This window comes from Pigmentiphaga sp. (genome assembly GCF_019689535.1).
Taxonomy (GTDB): Bacteria; Pseudomonadota; Gammaproteobacteria; order Burkholderiales; family Burkholderiaceae_B; genus Pigmentiphaga.
Genome location: NZ_JADGHH010000326.1, coordinates 1 through 2,336 on the forward strand (window position 1 = coordinate 1; position 2,336 = coordinate 2,336).

Here is a 2,336-nt window from a genome sequence, read left to right on the forward strand (position 1 = left end):
AACTAAATCAATAGGTTAGAAGAAACGACCTCCTCACCTCGCCCGGCATGGGGATTGCAAGAAAGGCTTCAACGAAGTTCGCCCGAACTTTGGAGATTGTTGAAAACGAGGCGCCGTCTCCTTCTCAACCGGAGACGTGAAGCCGCAGGAAGGGGACGTCCCAATGATCGAAGTATCCAGCACGGCGCCCACGCCCGTGCGCAAGAAAAAGTTCTATCAAATCCTCTACGTTCAGGTGCTCTTCGCCATTGCGGTAGGCATCCTGCTGGGCCACTTCTATCCCCAGGCCGGGGAAGCCATGAAGCCCCTGGGCGATGCATTCATCAAACTCGTCAAGATGATCATCGCCCCGGTCATTTTCCTGACCGTCACGACCGGCATTGCCGGCATGCGCGACCTACAGCGCGTCGGCCGCGTCGTCGGCAAGGCCATGATTTATTTCCTCGTCTTCTCCACGCTCGCGCTGTGCATCGGGATGATCGTGGCCAACGTCGTCCAGCCCGGCACAGGCCTGCACATCGATCCCGCGACGCTAGACGCCAAAGCCGTCGCCAGCTATTCCGCCAAGGCGCACGACCAGACGCTGGTCGGCTTCCTGATGAACATCATCCCCAACACGGTGGTCAGCGCGTTCGCCGGCGGCGACATCCTGCAGGTGCTCTTTTTCTCGGTGCTTTTCGGCATCTCGCTCGGCGCCATCGGCGACAAAGGCATGCCGGTGCTGAACTTCCTGCACTCCATCTCGTCGGCCTTCTTCAAGTTGGTCGCCATCCTGATGAAGGCGGCGCCCATTGGCGCGTTCGGGGCCATGGCCTTTACCATCGGCAAGTACGGAATCGGCTCCGTCGCCAACCTGGCATGGCTGGTCGGGACGTTCTACCTGACCTCCATCCTGTTCGTGCTAATCGTGCTGGGCGCAGTTGCGCGGTACAACGGCTTCTCCATCCTCAAGCTGATCCGCTACATCCGCGAAGAACTGCTGCTCGTGCTCGGCACCAGCTCGTCCGAGGCGGCCCTGCCCACCCTGATGGAAAAAATGGAGCGCGCGGGTTGCGCCAAGCCGGTCGTGGGCCTGGTCATTCCCACCGGCTATTCATTCAACCTGGACGGCACCAACATCTACATGACGCTGGCAGCGTTGTTCATCGCGCAGGCAATGGACATCCAGCTGCCCCTCGGCGACCAGCTCCTGCTCCTGGCCGTAGCCATGCTCAGCTCCAAGGGTGCAGCGGGCATCACCGGCGCCGGCTTCATCACCCTCGCGGCCACGCTGTCAGTGGTGCCGTCCGTGCCCGTGGCCGGCATGGCGCTCATCCTCGGCATCGACCGTTTCATGTCGGAATGCCGTGCGCTCACCAACCTGATCGGCAACGCGGTGGCCAGCGTAGTCGTGGCCCGCTGGGAAGGCGCGCTGGACAAGGGAATGCTGGACAAGGCCCTGAACTCGGCGGGCGCCAAGCCCGCCGCACCCGCCTTCGAAAACGAGGGCCTGGTTCCCGCCCATCACTGAACGCATCTCGGCGCAGGCTACGCCGGGGTCCAGGAAAAAAGGCATGCCAAGGCATGCCTTTTCCTTTTGCGACACCTCGAAAAAAGAAAGCCACCCGGGGGTGGCTTTCTTCGCGGCACCTAGCGCCCAATCAAGCGCGCTTGACCCTTTCGAGCATCTTGAAGATGCTCTTGGGGGCCCCGACGAACAGACGCTTGAAGGGCTTGCCCAGGCAGCGGCGCTCGAGGGTGTTGCGGCGCGTGCGTTTCTTTTCCGCCATGTTGATCTCCAGTCATTGAATCCGGCTAACCCGTAATTCTAACGGATCTCGGCGAATGCCGGGAAATGCGGGCACCGCGCTTCAGCGGGGCGGAACGCCGCCCACGACCTCCGTGGTTTTCTGTTCCGCCTTGCCGAGCACGCGCGCCAGCGCCTTCTCGGTTTGATGGGAAATGAGCTGCCAGGTTCGCCTGGCCTCGGGAATGGTATGGACGGCGACAGTTCCCGCAACGATCACGACCGCGATCGTGACCAGCGCCGCCACGCGCAGGCTGCGCGGCGGTGGCGGGACGTCGCCAAGCGTGGGCGGCGGGACGTACATCCCGGCCTCGGCGCCCAGCGGATCGAGAGTCGACGATTTGCGCTTGTTCATACAGCTATCCTAACGTGGCGTACCGTCTGCGGTTTGCGCTCTCTTGTTACGTAATTTTGTCAAACGTTGCGATTTTCGCAACGTCTGCGAACCGGCTACGATTGAAGGATTGCCGGCCTTTTTCCGGCCCTACATGCGAACGATGTCCTCCGCCTCCCCTGCTCCCGACGTCCCCCTGGCCCCGCCCGCCGAACC

General features: G+C 62.1%; 3 protein-coding genes. 1 reads left to right on the forward strand and 2 read right to left on the reverse strand.

Going from position 1 to position 2,336, the window contains the following annotated elements:
- The first annotated feature begins 163 nt into the window (after nt 1–163).
- A complete protein-coding gene (locus IRZ12_RS17330; RefSeq protein ID WP_296471279.1) occupies nt 164–1,510 on the forward strand; it encodes a dicarboxylate/amino acid:cation symporter in 1,347 nt (448 codons plus the stop codon).
- A 130-nt stretch (nt 1,511–1,640) separates the two neighbouring features.
- Here IRZ12_RS17330 and IRZ12_RS17335 read toward each other — a convergent pair whose 3' ends face one another.
- Nucleotides 1,641–1,769, reverse strand: a complete 129-nt coding sequence (locus tag IRZ12_RS17335; RefSeq protein ID WP_296471281.1) for a hypothetical protein — start codon at nt 1,767–1,769, stop codon at nt 1,641–1,643.
- Nucleotides 1,770–1,850: 81 nt separating this feature from the next.
- Nucleotides 1,851–2,141: a hypothetical protein gene (locus IRZ12_RS17340; RefSeq protein ID WP_296471284.1), complete on the reverse strand. Its 291-nt coding sequence runs from the start codon at nt 2,139–2,141 to the stop codon at nt 1,851–1,853.
- Nucleotides 2,142–2,336: the final 195 nt, after the last annotated feature.